The 25178-nt window shown below is 74.1% G+C and carries 18 protein-coding genes and 1 pseudogene; 8 read left to right on the top strand and 11 right to left on the bottom strand.

Annotated features, from left to right (window positions below; genetic code table 11):
• Positions 1-183 precede the first annotated feature (183 nt).
• Positions 184-2433, top strand: coding sequence for an MMPL family transporter (locus tag ACZ64A_RS01275; protein ID WP_469807433.1), 2250 nt, complete (start codon positions 184-186; stop codon positions 2431-2433).
• A gap of 199 nt (positions 2434-2632) precedes the next feature.
• Here ACZ64A_RS01275 and mgt read toward each other — a convergent pair.
• Positions 2633-3915 (bottom strand): annotated as a pseudogene (gene mgt / locus ACZ64A_RS01270) (macrolide-inactivating glycosyltransferase).
• A gap of 176 nt (positions 3916-4091) precedes the next feature.
• On the opposite strand from mgt, the gene ACZ64A_RS01265 reads away from it, so the two are divergent.
• Positions 4092-4952, top strand: coding sequence for a phosphotransferase enzyme family protein (locus ACZ64A_RS01265; protein ID WP_469807431.1), 861 nt, complete (start codon positions 4092-4094; stop codon positions 4950-4952).
• Positions 4953-5006: 54 nt separating this feature from the next.
• Here the strand turns inward: ACZ64A_RS01265 and ACZ64A_RS01260 are convergent, their stop codons facing one another.
• Positions 5007-5921 carry a LysR family transcriptional regulator gene (locus ACZ64A_RS01260; protein ID WP_469807430.1) on the bottom strand — a complete coding sequence of 305 codons (915 nt, stop codon included), beginning with the start codon at positions 5919-5921 and terminating at the stop codon, positions 5007-5009.
• Positions 5922-6015: 94 nt separating this feature from the next.
• On the opposite strand from ACZ64A_RS01260, the gene ACZ64A_RS01255 reads away from it, so the two are divergent.
• On the top strand, positions 6016-7068 hold the full coding sequence (locus ACZ64A_RS01255) for a DMT family transporter (RefSeq protein WP_469807428.1): 1053 nt from the start codon (positions 6016-6018) through the stop codon (positions 7066-7068).
• Between the two features lie 78 nt (positions 7069-7146).
• Here ACZ64A_RS01255 and ACZ64A_RS01250 read toward each other — a convergent pair whose 3' ends face one another.
• Entirely contained in the window at positions 7147-7869 is a 723-nt protein-coding gene (locus ACZ64A_RS01250) for an exonuclease domain-containing protein (protein ID WP_469807426.1), read from the bottom strand.
• Between the two features lie 107 nt (positions 7870-7976).
• Entirely contained in the window at positions 7977-9245 is a 1269-nt protein-coding gene (locus ACZ64A_RS01245) for an SAV2148 family HEPN domain-containing protein (RefSeq protein ID WP_469807425.1), read from the bottom strand.
• Between the two features lie 375 nt (positions 9246-9620).
• Between ACZ64A_RS01245 and glgX the strand changes: the two genes are divergently transcribed.
• From glgX to ACZ64A_RS01230, 3 genes are all read left to right on the top strand, one after another.
• Positions 9621-11732 (top strand): glycogen debranching protein GlgX, encoded by a 2112-nt coding sequence (glgX, locus tag ACZ64A_RS01240; protein ID WP_469807423.1) that lies wholly within the window; start codon positions 9621-9623, stop codon positions 11730-11732.
• Positions 11733-11931: 199 nt separating this feature from the next.
• Complete coding sequence (treY, locus tag ACZ64A_RS01235) at positions 11932-14283, top strand: malto-oligosyltrehalose synthase (protein ID WP_469807422.1); 2352 nt, start codon at positions 11932-11934, stop codon at positions 14281-14283.
• Positions 14284-14379: 96 nt separating this feature from the next.
• Entirely contained in the window at positions 14380-15630 is a 1251-nt protein-coding gene (locus ACZ64A_RS01230) for a M14 family zinc carboxypeptidase (protein ID WP_469807421.1), read from the top strand.
• 192 nt (positions 15631-15822) lie between these two features.
• Here the strand turns inward: ACZ64A_RS01230 and ACZ64A_RS01225 are convergent, their stop codons facing one another.
• The 3 genes from ACZ64A_RS01225 to ACZ64A_RS01215 all read right to left on the bottom strand — a co-directional run bounded on the left by ACZ64A_RS01225 (position 15823) and on the right by ACZ64A_RS01215 (position 18258).
• Positions 15823-16230, bottom strand: a complete 408-nt coding sequence (locus ACZ64A_RS01225; protein WP_469807419.1) for an SSI family serine proteinase inhibitor — start codon at positions 16228-16230, stop codon at positions 15823-15825.
• A complete protein-coding gene (locus ACZ64A_RS01220) occupies positions 16227-17549 on the bottom strand; it encodes a M14 family zinc carboxypeptidase (protein WP_469807418.1) in 1323 nt (440 codons plus the stop codon). The genes ACZ64A_RS01225 and ACZ64A_RS01220 overlap by 4 nt, the downstream gene beginning before the upstream one ends.
• Positions 17550-17706: 157 nt before the next feature.
• A complete protein-coding gene (locus ACZ64A_RS01215) occupies positions 17707-18258 on the bottom strand; it encodes an FHA domain-containing protein (protein WP_469807416.1) in 552 nt (183 codons plus the stop codon).
• A 187-nt stretch (positions 18259-18445) separates the two neighbouring features.
• Here ACZ64A_RS01215 and treZ point away from each other — a divergent pair, with 187 nt between their 5' ends.
• The gene (treZ, locus tag ACZ64A_RS01210; RefSeq protein ID WP_469807415.1) at positions 18446-20191 is read left to right on the top strand and encodes a malto-oligosyltrehalose trehalohydrolase; all 1746 of its coding nucleotides are present in this window, start codon (positions 18446-18448) and stop codon (positions 20189-20191) included.
• A gap of 214 nt (positions 20192-20405) precedes the next feature.
• Here the strand turns inward: treZ and ACZ64A_RS01205 are convergent, their stop codons facing one another.
• The 4 genes from ACZ64A_RS01205 to ACZ64A_RS01190 form a co-directional block, all read right to left on the bottom strand.
• Complete coding sequence (locus ACZ64A_RS01205) at positions 20406-21332, bottom strand: phosphotransferase family protein (RefSeq protein ID WP_469807414.1); 927 nt, start codon at positions 21330-21332, stop codon at positions 20406-20408.
• 52 nt (positions 21333-21384) lie between these two features.
• Positions 21385-22512 (bottom strand): aminopeptidase P family protein, encoded by a 1128-nt coding sequence (locus tag ACZ64A_RS01200; protein ID WP_469807413.1) that lies wholly within the window; start codon positions 22510-22512, stop codon positions 21385-21387.
• A gap of 192 nt (positions 22513-22704) precedes the next feature.
• Positions 22705-23295, bottom strand: a complete 591-nt coding sequence (locus ACZ64A_RS01195; RefSeq protein ID WP_469807411.1) for a PDZ domain-containing protein — start codon at positions 23293-23295, stop codon at positions 22705-22707.
• Positions 23296-23413: 118 nt separating this feature from the next.
• Positions 23414-24292: a LysR family transcriptional regulator gene (locus ACZ64A_RS01190; RefSeq protein ID WP_469807409.1), complete on the bottom strand. Its 879-nt coding sequence runs from the start codon at positions 24290-24292 to the stop codon at positions 23414-23416.
• A gap of 76 nt (positions 24293-24368) precedes the next feature.
• Between ACZ64A_RS01190 and ACZ64A_RS01185 the strand changes: the two genes are divergently transcribed.
• Complete coding sequence (locus tag ACZ64A_RS01185; protein ID WP_469807407.1) at positions 24369-25103, top strand: CTP synthase C-terminal region-related (seleno)protein; 735 nt, start codon at positions 24369-24371, stop codon at positions 25101-25103.
• Positions 25104-25178: the final 75 nt, after the last annotated feature.

The following is a 25178-nucleotide window of genomic DNA, read 5'->3' as shown; positions in this document are numbered from 1 at the left end:
TCCGGCGACAGATGTAAGGGGCACCCTCCGTCCCTGTGGGGAGGGCGCGGGGGTCCGGGGGGAGGAGCGGGAGCGGCAGCGGTTCACCGGGCAGCACGACGAGATGGCTTTATCCGGCCCCTACCGTCGAGGTGGAAGGTGGCGGCAGGGGGCCGCCACCGTGCACAAGGGGGCAGGCCCGTCATGGACAGAGGAGAATCGCGGGTGCGGGGGTTCGCCGCCCGGGCGGGCGGCTGGAGCGCCCGGCACCGGTGGGCGGCGGTCGGCATCTGGGTGCTGTTCGTCGTCCTGGCGATGGGGCTGGGGTCCGCGGCGGGCCGCGTCGACGTCGACGACAGCGACCAGCTCAAGGGCGAGACGCACACCGCGGCGCAGATCATCAAGGATGCCGGGATCAAGGAGCCCGCGAGCGAGACCGTCCTCGTCCAGGCGAAGGACGGCCGGCTGACGGCCGCCGACGCGGAGTTCAGGTCCGCGGTCGACGCCGTCGTCAAGGCCGTCGACGGCACGGGGCAGGTCACGGGCGTGACGTCGCCGTACACCACGCACACGATCTCCAGGGACCGGCACAGCGCGCTGGTGCAGTTCGACATGCGCGGTGACGCGGAGACCGCGGGCGACCGGGTGGAGCCGGTGCTGAAGGCCGTCGAGGGGGTGCAGAAGGAGCACGCCGGCACGCTGCGGATCGAGGAGATCGGCAGCGCGAGCATGCGGAAGACGTTCAGCGACGCCTTCGGGGACGACTTCAAGAAGGCCGAGTACTCGGCGGTGCCGGTGGCGCTCGGCATCCTGCTCATCGCCTTCGGCGCGCTGGTGGCGGCGCTGCTGCCGGTGGCACTGGCGATCACCGCGATCATGGCGACGATGGGCCTGATGGGCATCGTCAGCCATCTGCAGCCGATGAGCGACACCGCCAACTCCGTGATGCTGCTGGTCGGTATGGCGGTCGGCGTGGACTACTGCCTGTTCTACCTGCGCCGCGAGCGTGAGGAGCGGGCGGCCGGACGGGACCCGCGCACGGCCCTCAGGATCGCCGCCGCGACCAGTGGCCGGGCGATCGTGGTCTCGGGTGTGACGGTGTGCGTGGCCATGGCTGGCATGCTGTTCACCGGGCTCGCCACGTTCGAGGGGATGGGGCTGGCCTCGCTGATGGTGGTGGCCGTCGCCATGGTCGGCTCGGTGACCGTGCTGCCGGCGCTGCTGTCGCTGCTGGGCGAGCGTGTCGACAAGGGCCGGCTGCCGTTCCTGGGCCGTCGCCGGCGCACGGGCAACGGGGAGAGCCGGTTCTGGTCGGCCGTCCTCAAGGGCGTCCTGGCCCGGCCCGCGGTGTCCGTGGTGGTCGCGCTCGGCGCGCTGCTGGCAGTGGCGGCGCCCGCGCTCGGCATGAAGACGCAACAGCTCACCCTGGACCAGGAGTTCGGTGACTCGCTGCCCATCGTGCAGACCTACAACCGGGTCAACGACGCCTTCCCGGGCGGCTCGGAGCCGGCCCAGGTGGTCGTGAAGGCCAGGGACATCGACGCCCCCGAGGTGAAGGCGGCACTCGCCGACTTCCGTGACCGGGCGATCTCCTCGGGCGCCTCGCGCGGCCCGGTCGACATCAGGGTCCACGAGAAGCAGAACGTCGCCTTCGTCTTCGTCCCGCTGGTCGGCGGCTCCGACCAGGACAAGGCGGGTGCCAGCCTGGAGACGCTGCGCGACGACGTGCGCCCGGCGACGCTCGGCAAGGTCGCGGGCGTCGAGGCGCCGATCACCGGTCAGGTCGCGGGCTCGCACGACTTCAACGACCAGCTGGTCGGCTCGGTCGTGCCGGTCTTCGCCTTCGTGGTGGTGTTCGCCTTCGCGCTGATGCTGCTGTCGTTCCGCTCGCTGACCGTCGCGATCACGTCGATCCTGCTGAACCTGCTGTCGGTGGGCGCGGCCTACGGCATCCTCGTCGCGGTGTTCCAGCACGGCTGGGGCGCGTCCCTGGTCGGCGCGGAGGGCGTCGGCGCGATCGTCACCTGGCTGCCGCTGTTCCTGTTCGTGATCCTCTTCGGGCTGTCGATGGACTACCACGTGTTCGTCGTCTCCCGGATCCGCGAAGCGCGGCTGCGCGGCCGGACGACGAAGGACGCGATCACCCACGGCGTGGTCACCACGGCCGGCGTCGTCACCAGCGCCGCGGTCATCATGGTCGCCGTCTTCGCGATCTTCGGCACGCTGTCGATGCAGTCGATGAAGCAGATGGGCGTCGGCCTGGCGGCCGCGGTCCTCATCGACGCGACCGTCATCCGGGGCGTGCTGCTGCCGGCGGTGATGGCACTGCTGGGCGAGCGCAACTGGTACCTGCCGAAGTGGCTGCACCGGCTCCCTGACCTGACCCACGACGAGGCGCCGGAGGCCATCGCGGCCGAACCGGCGCGGGGCGAGGGCGAGCCGCTGCGGGTGTGACACCTCACGGCAGTACGAGGGCCCGCCGGTCGTCACCCGATGACCGGCGGGCCCTCGCACATGCACGGCGTGCCGGGCGGCCCTGGCCCGCGTACGGCGTGACGGGCGGGGCCTGACTCCCGTACGGCGTGCCGGGCGGCCCACCGCGTACGGCGTGCCGGGCGGTGGCGTGACCGGCGAGCCGCCTCCCCGTCGTCGCTCAGTGGCCGCGCGCGGAGAGCTCGGCCTCGATCAGGTCGGCCGCCCGCAGGGTGCCGCCCTCCTCGGCCATGCCGGCCTGGATCTCCTTCAGCCGCCGGGCCACCTCCGCGTCGCCGAGCAGCGCGAGCGCGGTCTCGCGCAGCGCCTGCGCGGTCGCCTCCTCGGTCGCCAACCGCCGTGCCACACCGAGCTGCTCAAGCATCTCGGCGTTGCCGAACTGGTCCACCGCCTGCGGTACGGCGATCATCGGCGTACCGGTGGCCAGCCCCTCCTGGCTGCCGCCGGCCCCGGCATGGGTGACGAACAGGTCGGCCTCCTTCAGGACCGCCAACTGCGGCACCCAGTCCCGGACTTCCACGTTCTGCGGTACGGCGCCCAGCTCGGCGGGGTCGACGTGCTTGCCGATCTGCAGCACCGTGTGCCAGCCGGACAGGTCACCGAAGGCGCGCACGCACTCCCGGTAGAACGCGGGCTGCCGGGTGAAGGCGGAGCCCAGCGACACCAGCACCACCTTCTCGGCGCCTTCGGGCCGCTGCCAGGTGCCCTGTGCGCTGCGGTCGCTCTGGCACGCGCCGACGAAGGTGTACACCCGCTCGTCGACCCGGTCGGCGTGCGGCTGCAGCGCCTTCGGGATCAGCACCAGGGAGCGGGCGGGCCGGCCGGTGAAGTCGTCGGGGTGCTGCGTGATGCCGTTCTCCTCCAGCCAGGCGTGGAAGCGGGCGTAGTACGCCCGGCCGCGTGGCGTCTTCCTGGGCTCCGCCCACATCGGCTCGCCCACCTCCTCCTCGTAGCCTTCCCAGGCGACGAGGTTGGGTGACAGGGAGACGGCGGGGACGCCCCAGCGGTGGGCGAGGACCCGGGCCGGGTAGGACGTGATGTCGTGCAGCACCAGGTCGGGTTCGTCGCCACGGTAGGCCTCGATCAGCTGGGGCAGGGCCTGGATGGCGTCGTTCAGGAACGGTTCGACGTTGTCCAGCAGGGTGTCGCCCCACGCCGACGGGTCGTCGTCGGGTGAGGGCAGGGTGGAGTTCCAGAGTCTGGGTTCGGCGCCGGTCTCGGCGACCAGGTCCGCGAAGACCGGCGGGATGGCGTACGTGACCCGGTGCCCGCGCGCGACGAGCTCCCGGATCACCTCGAGGCTGGGGTTCACATGGCCGTGGGCGGCGATGGAGAACATGGCGATGTGGGCGCGACTGGTCATGGGCAGCACCCTAGTACGAGACGAGACGTCTCGTCCAAGTCTTTTCCTTCGGCGCCTGCCGGGCGATCTGCTGACGGCAGGAGAAGCCGAGCGGCAAATCGCGTACCGGCCGCCGAAGAAGCCGGGCAGGGTGTCGGAGCCGCCGCCGAGGGGGGAGCGCGGGGCCGGCCGCGTCACCTACGCCACTGCCGTCACGGAATCAGAGAATGCGAGACTGACGCACACACGGTTCGGGAACGCGACACGGAGGCGGACGATGGACGAGGCGCGGGCGCGGGAGGTACTGGCCGCGGCGAAGGTGCTGCCGCAGGCCGGGGACGCGCGGCTGCTCGCCCTGGGCGAGAACGCGGTGTTCGCCTGCGCCGACCTGGTCGTCAAGGTGGGCCGGGACGCCGAACTGCTGGACCGCGCCCGCCGCGAACTGGACATCGCGCTGTGGCTCGACGACGCCGGCGTCCCGGCCGTCCGCGCGGCCGAACCGGAGCCGCTGCTGGTCGAGGGGCACCCGGTCACCGTGTGGCACCGGCTGCCGGACGCCGTACGGCCCGCCGAGCCCCGCGACCTGGCCGCACTGCTGCGGATCGTGCACGCCCTGCCCGCGCCCTCCTTCGCGTTGCCGCGCCGGGAACTGCTGGGCGGGGTGGAGCGCTGGCTGCGGCTCGCGGGCGACGCGATCGACCCGGCCGACGCGGCGTATCTGCGCGAGCGGCGCGACGGCTTCGCCGCGGCGGCGGCCGCGCTCACCCCGCACCTTCCGCCCGGCCCGATCCACGGCGACGCCCTCCCCCGCAACGTCCACATCGGGCCCGACGGCCCGGTCCTGGTCGACCTGGAGACCTTCTCCGCCGACCTGCGCGAGCACGACCTCGTCGTCATGTCCCTCTCCCGCGACCGCTACGGCCTGGCCGCCGAGGCGTACGACTCCTTCACCGCCGCCTACGGCTGGGACGTGCGCGAATGGAACGGCTGCGCGGTGCTGCGCGGCGCACGGGAGACGGCCAGCTGCGCCTGGGTCGCCCAGCACGCGCCGAGCAACCCCAAGGCACTCGCCGAGTTCCGCCGCCGGGTGACGTCACTGCGCGAGGGCGACACGACGGTGCGCTGGTTCCCCTTCTGAGCGCGCCGTGGAGAGCCGGGCGGCCGGGGCGCTTCGGCCTCCGCCCGCCCACTCCTAGAGAGTCACCGGATCACGCTGCCGGATGGTCCGTGATGCGCGCCGGAGTTCGGCCACGACCGTGCGGACGGCCGCTCTCGCCGTGCGTTCCGGGCGGCACAGCACATCGATGTGGCGGCTGGCCCGCACCCCGCTGAGCGGTCGCAGCACCAGGTCGGGATGCGGGCGCACGGTCCAGCGCGGCAGCAGCGCGATGCCGCCCCCGGCGGCGACGGCCTCGGCGACCACCGCGAACTCGTTGATGCGGTGCGCGAGGTGCGGCCGGCGCCCCGCTGCCGCGGCGATCGCGTCGATGACCGCCAGGACCGGGAAGCCGTCGTGCACGGTGATCCACGGTTCGTCGGCCACGTCCCGAGGACTCAGCCGCCGTTTGCCGGCGAGCGGGTGCCCGGCGGGCAGCGCCACGTCGAGCGGCTCGCGCAGCAGCGTCGTCGCGGCGACCGTGCCCGGCCAGGGCGGGGCGTGGTCCAGACGGTGGGCGAGCACCAGGTCGTAGAGGCGGGTCAGCCGGGGGAAGTCCTCCTGTGGCACGTCCTCGTCGGCGAGCGCGAGCCGGGGGTCGCCGGGAGCGGCGAGGGCGCGCAGCAGCAGCGGGAAGAAGGCGGAGCCCGCGCTGTGGAACGCGGCCACCGACACCTCCGCGTCGCCCTGCCCCACGAAGTCCTGCACGGCGTGCCGGGCCCGCGCCAGCGCCGTCTCCACGTCGACGGCCGCGGCCGCCAGCGCCTGCCCGGCGTCGGTGAGCACGAGCCGCCGGCCCTGCCGCTCGGTCAGCGGCACCGGCATCGTGCGCTGCAGCAGCCGCAGCTGCTGGGAGATCGCCGACGGGGTCACCAGCAGCGCCTCGGCGACCGCGCTGACGCTCCCCAGTTCCCCCAGCTCCCGCAGGATCCGCAGCTGCCGTTCGTCCATTCCCGCAGTGTAGAGGCATGGTGTAGGACTGCTAAAAGATCGTTGAAGAAGCTGGTGGTGGGCTTCAGGGTCGTCTTCGGTGCACGGTGGGCGGGTGTCCGACGCCCGCCGTACCGATGCGGTACTCCTCCTGGTCGCACTCGTCTGGGGCTCCAGTTATCTCTCCGCCCAGACGGCCACGACCGCGCTGCCCGTCCTGTCCGTCCTCTTCGCTCGCTATGCGCTCTCCTTCCTGGCGTGCCTGGCCTGCCTCGTCCTGGTCTCCGGGCGCCGCGGCGCACTGCGACCGCGTCGGGCCGAGTGGCGTGCCGGGCTGCCGCTCGGCGTCACCCAGGCCGCGGTGCTGGTGGTGGAGACCTACGGCGTCGCCCACACCACGGCCGCCAACGCCGGGTTGATCATCAGCCTGACCATCGTCCTCACCCCCCTCCTCGACCGCTCCGGCCACCCGGGCGGTCTGCCCGGCTCCTTCTACGCCGCCGCCGGCGTGTGCGTGCTCGCCGTCGGGTTGCTGATGTCCGGCAACGGTTTCCACGCGCCCCGTCTCGGCGACCTGTTGATGCTGGCTGCCGCCGGGGTGCGGGCGGTGCACGTGGCTCTCGTCGGGCGGCTCACCGCACGCCGGGCCGTACGTCCGCTGCATCTGACGACCGTGCAGACGGCCGTCGGCACGGCGCTGTTCCTCCCCGTGACCGCCGCCGGACTGCCGGGCCTGGTCCACGCCCCGGCCGCCACCTGGACCCAGCTGCTCTACCTCGCCCTGTTCTGCAGCGTGTTCGCCTTCCTCGCGCAGACCTGGGCGGTGCAGCGCACCTCCGCCAGCCGGGCCAGCCTGCTGCTGGGCACGGAGCCCGTGTGGGCCGCGGTGGTGGGCGTCGCGCTCGGCGGCGAACACCTCACGGCGCTCACGGGACTCGGCGCGGCGCTGATGGTCGCGGGGACGTACTGGGGGCAGGCGGTCGAGCGGCGGCATCGCGCGACCCCGGTGACCGCAGACACCCCACCGAACGCGACGACCGATGGACCGCCGTGCGCGACAGCCGACGCACCATCGAACGCCGCAGACCATGAGCCGCCGAACGCGACAGCCGGCGCACCGCCGGACGCAGGGCTCGCCCGCCCGGCTTCGACGCTCGCCGGAAGCTGACGGCACATCACTCGGTCTGCCGGTCGTCGACGCTCCCTCACCCGGCGAGGGCGGGGCCGACGGCGGGGGCGGGGGCGGTCACACCCGTTCGCCCGCCACCTCCCGCACCGGCCATCTGCCGTCCACCACCGCGTCCGCCTCCCCCTTGCGGCGCAGGAACGCCTGGAAGTCCGCCGCCCACTCCGCGTACCACTCGACCTGGCGGTGGTGCAGTTCCGCCGGGCCCAGGGCCGCGATCTTGGGGTGGCGGTCGGCTATCGCACCGGCCAGGCGGGCCGCGGCCAGGGCGTCGGCGCAGGCGTCGTGCGCAGCGTCGAGCCGGACGCCGTACTCCGCGCAGACCGCTTCGAGGTTGCGCTTGCCGCGGCGGTAGCGGTCGGCCCAGCGGTCGATGGTGTACGGGTCGACGACGGGGGCCGGGGCCTGGCCGCCGAGCCGGTCGCGCAGCGACGGCAGGCCGTGCCGCAGCAGTTCGGCGGAGAGCAGCGTGAGGTCGAAGGCGGCGTTGTAGGCGACGACCGGGACGCCCGTCTTCCAGTATCCGGCGAGGACGTCCGCGATCGCGTCGGCGACCTGGTCGGCCGGCCGGCCCTCGGCCGCCGCGCGCTCGTTGCTGATGCCGTGCACCGCCACCGCGTCCGCCGGGATCTCCACGCCGGGGTCCGCGAGCCATTCCCGCCGCCCGAGCACCTGCCCGGCCCTGACCTCGATGACGGCGCCGGTGACGATGCGCGCCTCACACGGATCCGTGCCGGTGGTCTCCAGGTCGAAGCCGATGAGCAGCTCGCGGTGCCAGGCCATGGCGGCCCCCCTTCTCGGTGGTGCTGTCCCCCAGTGGCCTCCACCATCGCACGGCCCACTGACAATCGACCGGCGGCCCGTTCACCCGGCGCCGATGGAGGGACACTTCAGGACACGGGGCGCGAATCAGCCCAAGCCATCTCGAACTCCTCGCGGTAGGTGGAGAAGAGCCCGCCGTCCTCGACGCCCTCCGACTTCACCACCCGGTTGCCGCCGCGCAGCACCAGCACGGGCGCCTCCATGCCCCGCGCCCGCCGCAGATAGGACTGCACGACGGCGATGCCGTCCGCGCCGTCGCCGTCGACCAGGTAGGCGGTGAAGCGCGGGGTGTCGTCGTAGACCTGGATCTCGAAGGCTCCGGGATCGCGCAGCCGGGCGCGGACCCGGCGCATGTGCAGGATGTTCATCTCGACCGCGCGGCTCAGCTCGCCCCGCTTCATGCCCAGTTCCCGCTCGCGGCGCTTCACGGCGCTGGAGGCCGGGTTCAAGAAGAGCAGCCGGATCCGGGCGCCGGCCTCGGCGAGGCGCACCAGGCGGCGGCCGGAGAAGTTCTGCACGAGCAGGTTGAGGCCGATGCCGATGGCGTCGAGCCGGCGGGCCTGGCCGAAGATGTCCTCGGCCGGGAACTGGCGCATCAGCCGCACCCGGTCGGGGTGCACGGCGACGACGTCCGCGTACCGGTCGCCGACCAGGTCCTCGACGGCGTCGACGGGCAGCCGGCGCGCGGAGGGCACGTCGCCGCTCGTGCCGAGCATCTCCAGCAGCCGTGCGGAGGCCCGCTCGGCCTGGCCGAGGACCGCCTCGGACAGGGCGCGGTTGCGGGAGACGACGTTGCGGGTCACCTCCAGCTCGTCCAGGGCGAGCTCGACGTCACGGCGGTCGTCGAAGTACGGCTCGAAGCACGGCCAGTGCTGCACCATCAGCTCCCGCAGCTGCGGCAGGGTCAGGAAGCTGATGACGTTGTCGTCGGCGGGGTCCAGCAGATAGCCCTTGCGGCGGCTGACCTCGCGGACGGCCGCGGCGCGCTGCACCCACTCCTGTCCGGCGGGTCCGGCGGCGGCGACCACCCAGTCGTCGCCGTGGACGGGCTCGTAGACGGGCCGCAGCACGGCGGCCACGACGGCACGCAGCCGCTGTTCGACGAGGTTCAGCCAGATGTAGGCCCGGCCGGCCCGCTGGGCGCGGGTGCGCACCTCGCGCCAGGCGTCGGCGTCCCAGTCCAGCTCGGGTCCGATGGCGCCCGTCTGCATGGGCCTGGCCAGCGACACCGCTCCGGGCGGGACCTCTGCGGAGTTCCCCTCAGGACCCTCGTCACCAGGGGGTAGCTCCAGCTCTCCCGAGCCCACCCGCGCACCGCCTTCCGCTCCCCCGAGCACTCCCCGCTCCCAACGATCAAGGAAGGGTACTCCGCAAGCGCCCGGCGGTGCAGCCCGATGAGCGCGGTCACTTCTCAACTGCGCGGATTCCCGGGGCCGTTCCGCCTCTCCGTGTGCAGGGAGTGAGCGGATTCATAGCGCCGGCCGACACCCCGTCACATCGCACGCACGTTCCCCTGACCCTCGTCGACCCCATCGCCGACCTGGCGCCCCACCAATCCCACCACCCCCTCGCGCCCCATTTGGCGCACAATCGACGTTTGATCCCGCTCGTCCGGCAAAAAGGGCGTACGTCACAGGTGGTTCCCGCAGTTTGCGGGAGACTCGCTGGCAAGGCGCTCCCTCAGGCGCCATACACCTGAAAGAGTCGTATCCATGCAGGTCTGGCCTGGCGAGGCGTATCCACTCGGCGCCACCTATGACGGCGCCGGAACGAATTTCGCGGTCTTCACGGAGGCCGCGGACCGAGTAGAGCTGTGTCTGCTGCACGACGACGGCTCAGAGACGGCGATCGAGCTGCGCGAGAGCGACGCGTTCGTGCGGCACGCGTACGTGCCCGGCGTGATGCCCGGACAGCGCTACGGCTACCGGGCGCACGGTCCGTACGCGCCCGAGCGCGGGCTGCGGTGCAACTCCGCGAAGCTGCTCCTGGACCCGTACGCACGTGCGATCAGCGGCTCGATCAACTGGGGCGAGGAGGTGTACGGCTACCACTTCGACGCCCCCGACAAGCGCAACGACCTGGACTCGGCGCCCCACACGATGACGTCGGTGGTGGTCAACCCGTACTTCGACTGGGGCGACGACCGCCGGCCGCGCACCGAGTACCACCACACGGTGATCTACGAGGCCCACGTCAAGGGGCTGACCATGCGGCACCCCGGGCTGCCGGAGGAGCTGCGCGGCACCTACGCGGCCCTCGCGCACCCCGTGATCATCGATCACCTGGTGGAGCTGGGCGTGACCGCGCTGGAGCTGATGCCGGTGCACCAGTTCGTCAACGACCACCGGCTGGTCGACATGGGGCTGAACAACTACTGGGGCTACAACACGATCGGCTTCTTCGCCCCGCACAACGCCTACGCCTCCTGGGGCGACCGCGGGCAGCAGGTGCTGGAGTTCAAGTCGGCGGTGCGCGCGCTGCACGAGGCCGGGATCGAGGTGATCCTCGATGTCGTCTACAACCACACCGCCGAGGGCAACCACCTGGGCCCGACCCTGTCCTTCAAGGGCCTCGACAACCCGCGCTACTACCGGCTCGCGGACGACCCGCGCTACTACATGGACACCACCGGCACCGGGAACTCGCTGCTCATGCGGTCCCCGCACGTGCTGCAGCTGATCATGGACTCGCTGCGGTACTGGGTGACGGACATGCACGTCGACGGGTTCCGTTTCGATCTCGCGGCGACCCTGGCCCGGCAGTTCCACGAGGTGGACCGGCTGTCGTCCTTCTTCGACCTGGTCCAGCAGGACCCGGTGGTCTCCCAGGTGAAGCTGATCGCCGAGCCGTGGGACGTCGGTGAGGGCGGCTACCAGGTGGGGAACTTCCCGCCGCTGTGGACCGAGTGGAACGGCAAGTACCGCGACACCGTCCGTGATCTGTGGCGGGGCGAGCCGCGCACCCTGGCGGAGTTCGCCTCCCGGCTGACCGGGTCCTCCGACCTCTACCAGGACGACGGGCGCCGGCCGCTGGCCTCGATCAACTTCGTGACCTGCCACGACGGCTTCACCCTGCACGACATGGTGTCGTACAACGACAAGCACAACCAGGCCAACGGCGAGGACAACCGGGACGGCGAGAGCCACAACCGGTCCTGGAACTGCGGGGCCGAGGGCGAGACCGACGACGCGGACGTGCTGCGGCTGCGCGCGCGGCAGATGCGCAACTTCATCGCCACGCTCATGCTGTCCCAGGGTGTGCCCATGATCAGCCACGGGGACGAGTTCGCGCGCACCCAGAAGGGCAACAACAACGCGTACTGCCAGGACAGCGACCTGTCCTGGGTGCACTGGCCCGAGGACGGCGGGCACCCGATGCTCGACTTCACGCGGGCGATGGTGTGGCTGCGCCGCGACCACCCGGTCCTGCGGCGGCGCCGCTTCTTCCACGGGCGTCCCGTCGAGGGCACCCACGACGATCTCTCCGACATCGCCTGGTTCACCCCCGAGGGCCGGGAGATGACCCAGCGGGACTGGGAGTCCTCGACGGCCTCGGCGCTCGCGGTGTTCCTCAACGGCAACGCGATCTCGGAGCCGGGGCCGCGCGGCGAGCGCATCACGGACGACTCGTTCCTGCTGCTGTTCAACGCCTCGCCGAAGCCGCTGGACTTCGTGGTGCCGGTCGACCACGGCCGCCAGTGGCAGGTCGTCGTCGACACCGCCCTGCCGGAGGGCGTGCCGCCGGACACCGCCCCGAAGGTACAGGCGGGCGAGAAGCTGACCTTGGTCGACCGCAGCCTGACGGTCCTGAGGCGACCGGTCTGACACCGCTGACGCGTGGCCGGGCCGGCCGGCCACGCGCGCGGGAAGGGCGCGGCGCGCGGGAAGGGCGCCTCGATCGGCGGTGCGGGCCGCCGCCATGGTGCCCGTGGTGCCCGCCCCCGCGGTCCGTATCGGGCCACGCGCGCGTACAGGTGGACGAGCCGGTGACACGAAAGGCGGCGGGGCGGGTACGTACGTTTCCATGACACCCGAGCGAAACGCCCCTTCCGTGCCGACGGCCACCTACCGGCTGCAGCTGCAGCCCGCGTTCCCGTTCGCCGCCGCCGCGGCAGCCGTGCCGTACCTGGCCTCGCTCGGCGTCTCCCACCTGCATCTGTCACCCGTGCTGCAGGCGGTGCCCGGCTCCGCGCACGGCTACGACGTGGTGGACCACGCGCGCGTACGCGACGAGCTGGGCGGCGAGGAGGGGCTGCGCGCCCTCGCCCGCACCGCGCGGGAGCACGGCCTCGGGTTGATCGCGGACATCGTGCCGAACCACATGGCCATGGCCCCCCGCCACAACCGCGCCCTGTGGGAGGTCCTGCGGGAGGGGCCGAAGTCGCCGTACGCGCGCTGGTTCGACATCGACTGGGAGGCGCAGGGCGGGCAGCTGCTGCTGCCCGTGCTGGGCGGCCCCCTGGGCGACGTGATCGCGGACCTGCGCGTCGACGGCGATCTGCTGCGCTACCACGACCACCTCTTCCCGCTCCGCGAGGGCACCGAGGACCTGCCGCTGCCACAGCTGCTGGACGCCCAGTGGTACCGCCCGGTGTGGTGGCGGCTGGCCCGCACCGAGCTGAACTACCGGCGGTTCTTCAGCATCTCCGAGCTGATCGGAGTGCGCGTGGAGGACCCGGAGGTCTTCGACGCCACCCACGGCAAGATCCTCCAGCTGCTCGGCGAGGGCGTCCTCGAAGGGCTGCGCGTCGACCACCCGGACGGTCTCGCCGACCCCGGCGCCTACCTGCGGCGGCTGCACGAGGCGAGCGGGGGCCGCTGGACGGTCGTGGAGAAGATCCTCGCCGACGACGAGCACCTGCCGGCGTCCTGGCCTGTCGCCGGCACCACCGGCTACGACGCCCTGCGCCACATCGACGGCCTGTTCGCGGACCCGGCGGGCGCCGCCGACCTCACCGCGGCCTACCGGCGCTTCGCGGCCCCGCAGACCGACCGTGGCGGCGACTGGGCCGCGACGGCCCGCCGGGCGGCCTACGGCGTCCTCACCCACGAGCTGGCCACCGAGGTCGACCGGCTCACCCGGGTCGCGCACCGGGTGTGCGCCGGCTCGCCCGACCCGGCGCTGCGCGACCGCGCCCCGTGGGCGCTGCGCACGGCGTTGCAGGAGCTGCTGGTGCGGCTGGAGGTGTACCGGCCGTACACCACGGACGACGCGGCGAGGGTGATCACCGAGGAGGCGGCCGCGCAGGCCCGGCAGGCGTTCCTCGTCCCCGAGGAGGCGGCCGCGGTGGACGTCGTGCGCGACCTGCTGCTCGGGCGGTACAGCGACGGGCCCGACGAGGTGGAACTGCGCACCCGGTTCGCGCAGACGGCGTCCGCGCTGCGCGCCAAGTCGGTGGAGGACACGGCGTTCTACCGGTACGTGCCGCTGCTGTCGGCGACCGAGGTGGGCGGCGAACCCGATGCCCCGGCGGTGTCCCCGCGGGACTTCCACGGCTACTGCGCGCGCGTGCAGCGGGACTGGCCCGCGACCGGGACAGTGGTCTCCACGCACGACACCAAGCGCAGCGCGGACGTCCGCGCGGCCCTCGCTGTGCTCACCGAGTGCCCGGAGCGCTGGGTGGAGCTGCTCGACGGCGTCACGCGCGTGGAGGAGGGCGTGCCGGACGGGCAGCTGGCGTGGGCGGCCTGGCAGACGGTGTTCGGGCTCGGCCCGGCCGACCCGGGGCGGGTGCGGGAGGCGCTGCTGAAGCATGTGCGGGAGGCGGGCCTGTACACGAGCTGGACCGAGCAGGAACCGCCGTACGAGGAGGCGGTGGCGGCGTTCGTGACGGCGGGCCCCTGCGGGGTGCCGGGTGAGCGGGTCGCCGCCTTCCGCGAGGAACTCGCGGCGCACATCCGGGCCAACGTGCTGGGCACCGCCCTGGTGCAGCTGACCATGCCGGGCGTCCCGGACGTCTACCAGGGCACCGAGGCGGAGTACCGGGCCCTGGTCGACCCCGACAACCGGCGGCCGGCGTCCTTCCCGCCGGCCGACCCGGGTGTCAAGGGCGCGGTGACCGCGGCCGCGCTGCGGCTGCGCCGGCGGCGGCCCGAGGTCTTCGGCACGTCGGCGACGTACGAGGCGCTGCCGGCGGACGGGCCGGCGGCGGACCACTGCGTGGCGTTCGCCCGCTCGGGTCAGGTGATCACGGCTGTGACCCGGTTGTCGCTGCGGCTGGCCCAGGCCGGCGGCTGGCGCGAGACCGTGCTGGCGCTGCCGCCCGGGCGGTGGGTGGACACGCTGGATCCGGAACGGGCGTACGAGGGGCACGCGCGCGTGGCGGAGCTGTTCGGGCAGCTGCCGGTGGTGCTGCTGGAACGGGTCCGGGAGTGAATCCGTGAGGGCGCCGTCACGGCCGCTCCCGGCTCCTTGACAGGGGCACGCGTCCGTGGGGTACTGCCAGGGCGAGGCCGGGACGACGAGTCGGGGGTGAGTCTCCTGCCGGAGCTGCGCTACCCCAGTGTTCCCGAACTGGAGGCGTCCGCACGGGCGCTGGCCGCGGAGCGGCCCGGCCTGTGCGCGCTGCGCCAGGTGGGCGTCTCCCGGGCGGGCCGGCCGCTGCACCTGCTGTCCGTGGGCCACGCCCGGCGCGCCGTCCTGGTCGTCGCGGGCGCCCACGCCAACGAGCCGACCGGCGGCGCCACCCTGCGCTTCCTCGCCGAACGGGTCGTGGAGGACAGATCACTGCGGGACGGCGTCTCCTGGCACTTCCTGCTGTGCGCGGACCCCGACGGGGCGAGCCTGCACGTCACTCCGGCGCCGCGCAGCCTGTTCGACTACCACCTCGGCTTCTTCCGGCCCGCCGGGCACGAGCAGCCCGAGTGGTCCCCGTCCGTGCTCCCGCCGGACCGGCTGCCGCCCGAGACCCGCGCGCTGACGCGGGTGATCGACGAGGTGCGCCCCTATCTGCAGGTCACTCTGCACGGCACCGACCTGGGCGGCACCTGGGTGCAGCTGACGAAGGACATCCCCGGGCTCGCCGAGCCGTTCGCGAAGTCCGCGGCGGAGCTGCACATACCGGTGGAGGCGGGCGCCTCGGACGCGGCGGGCTGGCCCGCCTCGGGGCCGGGCGTGCACGTGATGCCGGCGCCGGGCGCGGGCGCGGCGTACCCGAGCATGCCGGACGACGCCCGGCACAGCACCTGGTACCACGCGCACCGCTACGGCGGGCTGACCGCGATCGTCGAGGTGCCGATGTGGGCGAGCGACCTGGTCGGTGATCCGGCGCCGCACCCGGCGCCGGCCGCCGCGCTGAGCCGGCTCGCGCACCGGCTGCGCGGCGACGCGCTGCTCGTGGAGGACGTACTCGCCGAGGCACAGCCGCGGCTGGCGGGTGAGGAGGGTGCGCTGCTGCGGGCGGCCCGGTGGACGCTGGCCCTGGTGCCGGGCCTGGCCGAGGACTGGGTGCGCACCTCGCCGGCCGACACGACGATGGCGTACGTCGGCAGTGTGGACGCCTTCGGGCGACGGCTGCCGCTGCGGGCGGCGGCGATGCTGCTGCGGGTGCTGCGCGAGGGCGACGACCGCGCGGCACCGCGCCTGGAGCGACTCGTGGCGTACTGGAGCGAGAACTTCGCCCGCCGCTTCCACGCCCGCTGGGTGCCGCTGCGCGACCAGATGGAACACCAGGCGCGCACGGTCGTCACAGCGGCCCAGCAGGCCCGGGAACAGGCGGACTGAACCGGCGGAACGGCACGCGCGTGGCGCCCGGCACGCGCGGGTGCTCCGGCAAGCGCGCTCCCGTCACGCGGCGGTCGTCTGCCGGCCGGGAGCGCCGACCACCCCGGTCGCATGCCGACCGCCGCACCGCCCCGCCCGCCCGCCGACGTGACCACCGCCCCGGTCGCCTGCCGGCGCCGAACGCCGCCCCCGTCACCCGTCGATCGCGAACACCGCCCCCGTGCGTGCCCGCATCTCGCAGCGGTTGGCGAAGGTCTGCCGGTAGGCGACCGGGCGGCCGTGCCAGCGGCCGCGCGCCTCGGCGGTCACCGGGGCGTAGATCATGCTGCAGATGGTGCCCTTGGCGGCCGGGAAGGCACCGATGTCGCCGTCCACGGCGGCCAGCTGCGCGCAGGCCTCCGCCGCGCGCGGGTGGCCCTGGGGCGGGTCGCAGCGCAGCAGGGCGCCCCGGGCGTCGCCGGCCCGGTCCTCGCCGCGGCTGACGGTGATTCGGAGCCAGTCGCCGTGCCGCGTCCGCAAGGCGTCGGCGGGGGCGGTCGCGGTCAGGACGGCGGCCGCCGTGAGGAGTGCGGCCACCGCCGATCGTGTCAGGTACGTCATTCCCGGTGCATCGGCACGGCCCGGCCGGAACACCAGCCCGGCTCACCCGAACGGGAGCGCGCGGACGCCTGTTCGCCTGCCAGCTCGAACGCGGCGAGCACCACGCCGGCCTGGTACTCCGCCTGGCGGGCGACGGGGATCCAGCGCGCGCCGCACTCGTCGTGGTAGTCGGCGCAGCCGGCGTCGATGAAGCGGTCCAGTTCGGGCAGGGCGTGCGCCGGGTCGTGTCCGCTCGCGGCGACCAGCCGGTGCAGCAGCCCGGCGGTGCGCAGGACGAGCCGCCGCCCGGCGATGCGCAGGGCGGTCAGATGGGCGGTGCTCAGCGGCGGCAGCGGACGGTCGGGGACGGCCGTGCCGGGGTCCCAGGCGTCGGCCAGGCCGGGGCAGACGAGCAAGTAGTCGTCCACCGGGGCGAGCAGCCGGGCCGCGTCGGCCGTGCCCGTGACGTGCGGCCGGATCCGGGCGAGGAGGCGCTCCAGGAGCCGCGTCTCGCGCCGCAGCGTGGCGCTGACCGCGCGCAGTTGCGCGTCGGCGTCGGCGGGCGCCGAGCCGTCCTCGACGGCGCTCACACCCCACATGGGCGCCTCGACGACCGCGGTGACGGTGCCGTACCGGTGGGGGTGGAACCACGTGGACTGCACGGCCGCCTCGGTGATCGCGGCGGCCAGACCGCTCGGGCGGGGCGGCGGGATGCGGTAGACGGCCGGGCCGAGGCTCGGCCAGTACAGGGTGTCGTAGGGGCCGAGTTCTCGGGGCACGCCGAGGCGGGCCGCGGCGTGGGCGACCCGCAGGTCGAGGCCGGGCAGCTCGTGGGTCACCTCGACGAAGCCGCCGCCGACGTCGACGCCGTGCAGGGAGGCCTGGAAGAAAGGTTTCAGCTCGTCCTGGAGACCGAGCAGTGCCCGCGTCTCCGGCAACGCGGCGGCCTGCGCGCCGTCCGGCAGCCACTCGGGCTGCTCCAGGAAGCCCGGGCGGAAGAAGTGCCGGAAGTAGCGGCCGAGCGTGTACGGGCCGGACAGCCAGCCCTCGTTGCGGCTGAGCCCGTCGGGGTCGAGGCAGAGCAGCAGGTTCCAGGTGGCGTCCGCGCCCTCGGTGAGGCTCGGGTCGGCGAGCGCCCGCTCGGCCAGGCGCAGCGCGGTGGCGCCGCCGGCGGGTTCGTTGGCGTGCGGTCCGGCGACCACGAGGGCCTGGCGGCTGCCGTGGCCGACGCTGAGCAGCCACAGCGGCCGGCCCGCGCGGGAGGTGCCGACCTCGCGCAGCCGGACGTTCCGGGGGTGGCGGGCGGCCAGCGCGGCGGCGCGCGAGGCCAGCTCGTCCACGCCGGGGTAGCGGAGGAGCGGCGGCAGGGCACACCTCCACGAGTGGGACCGACGGTTCACCTGGTGTCCATGGTGTACGCACAGTCAGTCACGGCTTCGCGGGTACGTCAACACCACCGCCCGGGGGCCCACTTGGCCCCGCAGAAGGTGTCCGTCCTCACTGCCCCGAGAGCCGGAACGCCATCTGCCCGAAGGCCACCAGGTCGCCCTCGCGCACGACCGCGACGCCGATGACCCGGCGGCCGTTGACCGTGGTGCCGTTGGTCGAGCCGAGGTCGCGCAGCACCCACATCCCGCCCTGGCGCCGCAGCTCGGCGTGCACCCGGGAGACCGTCTCGTGGTTCAGCCGCAGACCGCAGGCGGGGTCGCGCCCGATGCGCAGCGGATGGCCCGCGCCGGGATGCGGCAGCAGCAGCTTGGGCAGCCGCTCGGCCTGCCAGGCCCTGCGCAGCCGTACGGTGAAGCCCGAGACGGCCTCCACGGCGCCGAACAGGGCGCGGGAGAGCCGGCCGTCCTGGGGCAGGTCGGCGGTGAGCGCGGCGAGCTCGTCGGCGTGGCGGGCGGCCAGCGCGAGTTCCATGCGCCGCACGAAGGTGTCCTGCGACAGCCGGCCCAGGGCGACGCCGTCACGCAGCACCTTCAGCGCCTGGTCGCGCTCCGCGTCGGACAACCGCGCCGGGTACGTGGGGAACTCGAAGGACGACGTCACGCATGTGATTGTCGGTCAGCGGACACAGGGTGTCCAGAAAACCGTGCATCGGCCGTCACGCGCGCGTGCCCCTCGGCTTCCCCGCGCGGCGACACCCCGCGAAAGGCAGGATTCGAAAGCGGATTCACCGGGTGTGACGCACCATGGACGGGCTACATCACGGTGAGCAGACGAAGGGGAACCGTCCGTGCAGTTCGAGGTGTGGGCACCACAGACCGATCGTGTGACGCTGATGTGCGACGGCGCCACGCGCGCGATGGAGCGTGATCCGGAACGCGCGGGGTGGTGGACCGGCGAGGCGGAGGCGCAGGAGGGCTCGCGGTACGGCTTCGTGCTGGGCGACGGGCCCGTGCTGCCCGATCCGCGCTCGCGGCGCCAGCCGGACGGCCCGGACGGCCTGAGCGCCGTCGTCGACCAGGGGCGGTACGCGTGGCGGGTCCCGTGGGCCGGCCGGCCGCTGCCGGGCGCCGTCCTGTACGAGCTGCACGTGGGCACGTACACCCCCGAGGGCACGCTGGACGCGGCCGCCGAGCGGCTCGACCACCTCGCCGAACTCGGTGTCACGCACATCGAGTTGATGCCGCTGTGCCCGTTCCCGGGCCGGCACGGCTGGGGCTACGAGGGTGTCTCCCTGTGGGCCGTGCACGAGCCGTACGGCGGCCCTGAGGCGCTGAAGCGGTTCGTCGACCGGGCACACGAGCTGGGTCTCGGCGTCGTGCTCGACGTGGTGCACAACCACTTCGGGCCGTCCGGCAACCACCTCCCCGCCTTCGGCCCCTACCTCACCGACACCCACCACACCCCCTGGGGCGCCGCGGTGAACCTGGACGCGCCCGGCTCGGACGAGGTGCGCGCCTATCTGGTGGGCAGCGCGCTGGCGTGGCTGCGCGACTTCCGTCTCGACGGGCTGCGGCTGGACGCGGTGCACGCCCTGATCGACACGCGCGCGTACCACTTCCTGGAGGAGCTGACGGCGGCGGTGGACGCGCTGGCCGAGGAGACCGGCCGCCCGCTGTTCCTGATCGCCGAGTCCGACCTGAACGACCCGCGGCTGATCACCCCGCGCGCGGAGCACGGCCTCGGGCTGCAGGCGCAGTGGAACGACGACTTCCACCACGCCCTGCACACCGCGCTGACCGGCGAGTCGCAGGGCTACTACGCCGACTTCGCCCGCGCCCCGTTCGCCGCGCTCGCCAAGACCCTCGGCGGCGGCTACTTCCACGACGGCACGTACTCCTCCTTCCGCGGCCGCTCCCACGGCCGGCCGCTGGACCGGTCGCGGACGGCCGCGCACCGGCTGCTGGGCTACAGCCAGACCCACGACCAGGTCGGCAACCGTGCCCAGGGCGACCGCCTGTCCGCGTCCCTCTCCCCCGGCCTGCTGGCCTGCGCCGCCACACTGGTGCTCACGGCGCCGTTCACGCCGATGCTGTTCATGGGCGAGGAGTGGGGCGCGTCCACGCCCTGGCAGTTCTTCACCGACCACACCGATCCGGAGCTCGCGGAGGCGGTACGGCGGGGCAGGCGGCGGGAGTTCGCGGCGCACGGGTGGGCCGAGGAGGACGTGCCCGACCCGCAGGACCCGGCGACCCGCGACCGCTCCTGCCTGGACTGGGCCGAGCGGGAGCGCGAGCCGCACGCACGCGTGCTGGCCTGGTACCGGCAGCTGATCGCCCTGCGGCAGACCCATCCGGACCTCACCGACCCGGATCTCGCCGACGCGAAGGTGGCCTACGACGAGGACGCCCGCTGGCTCGCCTTCCGGCGCGGGGACGTCCGCGTGGCGGTGAACCTGGGCAAGGAACCGGCGGCGATCCCGCTGGGCACGCGCCCGGCCCGCGTCCTCGCCGCGTGGGACCCGGTGGAGGGACCGGACGAGCGGGGGGTGCTGCACCTGCCCGGGGAGTCGAGCGTGGTGCTGGAGCAGGCGTAGCCGAGCGCCGCGCCGGAACGGGCGTGGCCGAGCGCGGCGCCGGGGCGGGCGTGGTGGGTGCCGCGCCCGAGCAGGCGTGGTGGGCGCCGTGGCCGAGCAGGCGTGGTGGGCGCCGTGGCCGAGCAGGCGTGGTGGGCGCCGTGGCCGAGCAGGCTAAGCGTTTGCGCGAGCGTTGGCGTGCGGGTTCGGGGCGGGCCGTCGGCGGCCGGCCGTGCTACTCCTCCCGCAGCTCCGTCACCCGCTCCAGCAGGATCGCCTCCCAGGCCCGCTGCAGCTGGGTCTGGAGGAGTTCCAGGGGACTGTCGTCGCGGCCCTCGAGGCGTCCGGCGAGGCGGATGACGGTGTCGCAGCGCGCCAGCCACAGGCCACGCAGGCAGGGGCGGGCGCCGTACCCGGCGAGGGTGGCGGCGCGCACGGCGGCGCCGGAGCCGACGGCGAGCGCGAGGCCCGCGATGTCCTCGGCCGGGTCGCCGAGGACGGCGCCGGTCCAGTCCAGTACGCCGCGCACCCGGCCGTCGGGGCTGACCACGAGATGCTCGCCCCTGAGGTTGTGGTGGACGAGGACGGCGCTGCCCGGCTGGGCGGCGAGCTGGGCCGCGCCGGGCGGGGTGAGCTGTGCCAGGCGCGCGGGGTCGAACTCCTCGGCGGTGGCCAGGGTCCGGGCGGCGGGTACGGCCATCCGGCGCAGCGCCTCCAGGGAGCGGGGGGCGGCGCGCGGCACGCCGAGCGTCTCGGCCTGCCGGGCGGGCACCGCGCGCATCCCGGTCAGGAACCCGGCGAGGTCGGCCTCGCCGATGGCGGACACGTCGTGCTCCTCGGCCGTACCGCCCGGCACCGCGGTGTCGAGGGTGTAGGTCAGGCCGGGACTCCACTCGCCGTGGGACACGCTGGTGGGCACGGCGACGGGCACGTGCGGGCGGACGAGATCCCGCAGCCGCAGTTCACGGCGCTGCCGCAGGGCGGCGTCACGGTCCGGGGCGAGGCGCAGCACATGGCGGGTGCCGACCCACCACGTGCGGTGCTCGCCGCCCTCGGCGACGGGCCGGACGTCGGGTCCGGAGAGGCCGTCCCCGGATTCCTTCAGCAGGGTTCGGACCAGTGCGCGGACGGTGTCCGCGGTGGGTGTCGGTGCCTGGGTCATGGTCGCGCCGTCGTCACTCGTTCGATGGGTGATGGTGGTACCAGTGTCGCCTTCAGTCCACTATGACCATCTCGCGGGTGGTGTTGTTGAGGCGCCGGCCGCCGTCCTCGGTGACGGTGACGATGTCCTCGATGCGCACCCCGAACCGGCCGGGCAGGTAGATCCCGGGCTCCACGGAGAAGCACATGCCGGGCACGAGCGGCTGTTCCTCGCCCTCGATCATGTAGGGCGGTTCGTGCGTGGTGACGCCGATGCCGTGGCCGGTGCGGTGGATGAAGTACTTCCCGTACCCGGCGTCCTCGATGACCCCGCGGGCGGCGCGGTCGACCTCCTGGCAGGCGACGCCGGGCCGTACGGCGGCACATCCCGCCTCCTGCGCGGCGCGCACGACGTCGTGCACCCGGCGTTCCTCGTCGGTGGGTTCGCCGACGTGGACGGTGCGGGTGGTGTCGGAGCCGTAGCCGTCCTTGAGTCCGCCGAAGTCGAGGACGACCATGTCGCCCCGTTCGATGACGCGGTCGCCGACCTCGTGGTGCGGGTTGGCGCCGTTGGGGCCGGAGCCGACGATCGTGAAGTCGACCTGGGAGTGGCCGAAGCGGCGCAGCAGGCCGGCGAGGTCGGCGCCGACCTCGCGTTCCCGGCGGCCCGCGAAGGCGACCTTGCGGATCTCCTCGAAGGCCGCGTCGGCGGCGGCGCCCGCGGCGGCCAGGAGTTCCAGTTCGGCGGCGTCCTTGACGGCGCGCAGCATCGGCAGGGCGTCGGTGAGCGCGGCGTAGGAACTGCCGGGCAGGGTCCGCTGCAGTCCGAGCAGGTGCATCGCCCAGGTGTTGTCGCTGATGCCGAACCGGCCGCCGGAGCCCAGCAGGGCGGCGGTGGCGGCATAGGGGTCGGTGCCGTCGGTCCAGTCGCGCAGGGTCAGGGCGGGGGCGCCGGCCGCGTGGGCCGCGTCCGGGGCCTCCAGGGTGGGGACGACGAGGACGGGATCGCGGCCCGGGACGAGGACCAGCAGGGTGAGGCGCTCGGTGACGGCGGTGGGCGCGTAGCCGGTGAGCCACACCAGGTCGGGACCCGGCGCGACGAGGAGCCCGGCGAGGCCGGCGTCTGCGGCGGTGCGCGCGGCACGCTCCATCCGGGCTCGGTAGTCGTCGGCGCCGAACGGTGCGGGCGCGGTGCCGGTCATCGGCCTCTCCTGTCTGACGAGGGGTCTGCCCGGAAGTCTGGGACCGGACTCCCTGAAGGATCAGTCTCGCCTGCCAGCATCCTGCCCGCACCGCCGTGCCCACGCGAGCCGGTTTCCCCACCCGTGACCAACGGCGACCCACCGTCCCACCGTTCCGTTCGGTGCTTCGATTCCCGGGTCACGTCCGGGTGGTCATGTGACGATCCCGGGTACGGCCGTCAGCTGCTGGTAGCCGCCGCTGCGGTGGCGCACCGTCAGCACGACCGGCGTGCCCGGGCGGGTTCCGGCGACGAGGCGCCCCAGGTCTGCGGCGCAGTCGACGCGGCTCCGGCCCACCGTGAGGACGACGTCCCCGCGGACCAGGCCGGCCGCGTAACCGGGGCCGGGGACGTGGACGCCGACGACGAGGGCGCCCGCCTTCTCGCCGTCCATCACCTCCACCCCGAGGGACGCCCGCGCCGGGCCGGGCGATCCGGCGGGCGTGGGGGACGCGTTCGCGGCGCCCCGGGAGGGGGCCGTGCCGGAGGGGTGGGCGGCGCCGGGCGCGGGGGCGTGTGCGCGCAGGTCGGCGAGTTTGCCCAGGCCGATCACGGTGGCGCCGACGGTGCCGAGTCCGACACCGGTCAGCACCAGGACCGCTCCGACGAACAGTCCGAACAGCCAGGTGGTGAGCCGCCGGCCGCGGCGCCGGGCGGCGTGCGGACGCCGGGGCTGTCCCGCGGGGCGGGCACCGCCGGGGTCGCGGCCCGGCATCGGTTTGGGACGCAACGCGGTGTGTTCCATGGTTCGCCTCCGGCCGGTGACCTACCCGGCGCACCGGCGCGGAACGTGCCACGAACGAGTGAGACTGACCCGGCGTCGGCGGCGGGAAGCAGGGCGCCCGGTCCGCGCTCGCAGCGGCTCACGGCCGTGTCCCGAGGGCGTCGGCCAGGGCCGCCGCCGCGCCCCGGGGTGCCCCCGCGTACAGCAGTTCCGTCCGGTGCACGAGCCGGGGGCTGCTCACCGGCACGGCGGCCGCCCCGGGCACGGCCGCGGCCGCCGAGCGGGGCAGCAGGGTCAGGCCGTGCCCGGCGGCCGCCAGCGCGGTCAGGGCGCGCAGGTCGGTGCCCTCGTAGCGCAGGGAGGGGCGGAAGCCGTGGCCGCCGTGCGCGGCCCGCAGATGGGCGAGCGGCAGACCCGCGTCCGGCGCTTCCAGCCAGCGCGCGTCGGCCAGGTCGCCGAGCCGCACCTGGGGGCGGCGGGCCAGCGGATGCGCCGCCGGCAGCAGCACACAGACGGGCTCCTCCCCGACGCCGTACGCGGTCAGGGGCGCCACGTCGGGCAGCCGGAGCGGGTCGCTTGGCGCGGCGAGGCCGTCGGCCAGTCCCAGGTCGGCCGCGCCGGTGGCGACCGCCGCGGGGACCGCGTCGCGGGGCAGCACGCGCACGGTGACGCCCGCGCTCGGCAGTGCCGCCACGACGGCCGGGCCGAGCGCGGTCGCGGTGGCCGCGAGGGTCAGCCCCTGCTCGGGGGCGGCCGCGATGCGCGCCACGTCGGCGCGGGCGGCGTCCAGGCGCAGCAGCAGCCCGCCCGCGTGTTCCAGCAGCCGCTCCCCGGCCGTGGTGGGGGCGACGGGCCGGCGGGTGAGCAGCGGGGCGCCGAGGTCCTGTTCCAGGGCCGCGATGTGCTGGGAGACGGCCGACTGGGTGTAGCCCAGGTCGCGGGCCGCCGCGGAGAAGGAGGCGAGGCGCGCGACGGCGACGAAGGTGCGCAGCAGGTGCGGGTCCATGCCGCCCAGCATGGCATCAGCGTTCCTTATGGACGGTGCAGGGATCATCGTTGGACGTGAACCGGGCGGCGCGCCCAGGATGAGGCCCATGACCGACACCATCAGCCCCGTCGCGAGGGTCGCCCTGGTCGGCGACCGGTCCCCCGACGTCGTCTCGCACACCCGTATCCCCGAGTTGCTGCACACGCTCGCCGCGCAGGACCGGCTCGTCCTGGACGCCTACTGGATCCCGTCGCAGGACGCCGCGGCCGGGGGAGCCGTGCGCGGCTTCGACGCGGTGTGGGTGGTGCCGGGCAGCCCGTACCGCAGCGAGGCGGGTGTCCTCGCCGCGATCCGCACGGCGCGCACGGAGGGCATCCCGTTCCTCGGCACGTGCGGCGGCTTCCAGCACGCGCTGCTGGAGTTCGCCCGGGGCGCCTGCGGGCTGACGGAGGTGGCGCACGCGGAGAACGACCCCGACGCCGACGACTTGCTCATCGAGCCGCTGGCCTGCTCACTGGCCGGGCACGAGGACACGGTGGTCCTGGAGGCGGGGTCGCTGGCCCAGTCGGTGATGGGTGCGGAGCGGACCGTGGAGCGCTACAACTGCCACTACGGCCCCTCCCGTCACCTCGATACCCTGCGCCGGCACGGGCTGCGCTTCAGCGGTCACGACGCACAGGGGCAGGTCCGCATCGCCGAACTGCCCGGCCACCCCTTCTTCCTGGCCTCCCTCTTCCAGCCGGAGCTGTCCGGCGACGGCTCGCACGCGCACCCGATGATCCGGGCGCTGGCGCGGGCCGCGGTCGACCATGCGGCACGCGGAGCCCGTCGGACCGCGTGAGGCGCAGCCCCTTCGGGGAGAGCCGCCCCGGCGCGACGAACGGCCGCGGGACGGGCGGCCGCGGGACGGGCGGCG

Source organism: Streptomyces sp. NPDC104814 (assembly GCF_055583185.1).
Note: the sequence above shows the minus strand (reverse complement) of the source record. Positions and strands in the feature narration are given on the sequence as shown.

Bases quoted from the DNA above. Each gene is read 5' to 3' on its own strand.
- ACZ64A_RS01275 (WP_469807433.1), top strand. From the start codon at position 184: ATGGACAGAGGAGAATCGCGGGTGCGGGGGTTCGCCGCCCGGGCGGGC.
- ACZ64A_RS01265 (WP_469807431.1), top strand. From the start codon at position 4,092: ATGGACGAGGCGCGGGCGCGGGAGGTACTGGCCGCGGCGAAGGTGCTG.
- ACZ64A_RS01260 (WP_469807430.1), bottom strand. From the start codon at position 5,921: ATGGACGAACGGCAGCTGCGGATCCTGCGGGAGCTGGGGGAACTGGGG.
- ACZ64A_RS01250 (WP_469807426.1), bottom strand. From the start codon at position 7,869: ATGGCCTGGCACCGCGAGCTGCTCATCGGCTTCGACCTGGAGACCACC.
- glgX (WP_469807423.1), top strand. From the start codon at position 9,621: ATGCAGGTCTGGCCTGGCGAGGCGTATCCACTCGGCGCCACCTATGAC.
- treY (WP_469807422.1), top strand. From the start codon at position 11,932: ATGACACCCGAGCGAAACGCCCCTTCCGTGCCGACGGCCACCTACCGG.
- ACZ64A_RS01225 (WP_469807419.1), bottom strand. From the start codon at position 16,230: ATGACGTACCTGACACGATCGGCGGTGGCCGCACTCCTCACGGCGGCC.
- ACZ64A_RS01205 (WP_469807414.1), bottom strand. From the start codon at position 21,332: ATGACCCAGGCACCGACACCCACCGCGGACACCGTCCGCGCACTGGTC.
- ACZ64A_RS01200 (WP_469807413.1), bottom strand. From the start codon at position 22,512: ATGACCGGCACCGCGCCCGCACCGTTCGGCGCCGACGACTACCGAGCC.
- ACZ64A_RS01195 (WP_469807411.1), bottom strand. From the start codon at position 23,295: ATGGAACACACCGCGTTGCGTCCCAAACCGATGCCGGGCCGCGACCCC.
- ACZ64A_RS01190 (WP_469807409.1), bottom strand. From the start codon at position 24,292: ATGCTGGGCGGCATGGACCCGCACCTGCTGCGCACCTTCGTCGCCGTC.
- ACZ64A_RS01185 (WP_469807407.1), top strand. From the start codon at position 24,369: ATGACCGACACCATCAGCCCCGTCGCGAGGGTCGCCCTGGTCGGCGAC.